Here is a 564-nt window from a genome sequence, read left to right on the forward strand (position 1 = left end):
AGCTGAAAGAAGAGCTAAACCAGATCCATCAGGACTACCCTTTCGTACCGACCTCACTTTCTAGTGACGTGTTTGGTAAACACTTAAGTGACGCGTTGAAAGATCGTGATGCGGCGGCATTAGTAACATTGATAAAGGTTGGCAACACGTTCTTCACCAATAGCGATGAACATAAAGCTAACTTAGAGATAAGCAATGCGATGAAAGATGCGGTGCTCGAAATGAAGCTCTATGAAACGGCGATAGATTCGAGCAATCCGTTACCTTTCCCTATCGATGCCGCTCGTATCTTGTATCAAGACGAGTTTGATGGCCTGTACTATCGCCTAAAGCAAGCAAGAACCACTGTACATTTGGATAAGTTAGTTAAAGACGTCGATAAATTCTCTGAAAACTTCCCTGTTGGATTCCAAGATATCAATGACCTACGCTTCCAAACAGCGGACAAGTATCTACAATTCTCCGACATTCTGTTGAATAAGAGAAAGACCACCAGCGCTAGACGAGCAATGAAGAAAGCGAACGATTTGATGAAACAAATTGAGCAAGATTCCAAGCAAAGTT

The 564-nt window shown here is 42.6% G+C and carries 1 pseudogene; it reads left to right on the forward strand.

Annotation, left to right across the window (positions count from 1 at the left end):
• Positions 1-564 (forward strand): annotated as a pseudogene (locus R7Q09_RS27380) (serine/threonine protein kinase); the annotation flags it as partial.

This window comes from Vibrio sp. 2130-1 (assembly GCF_033339515.1).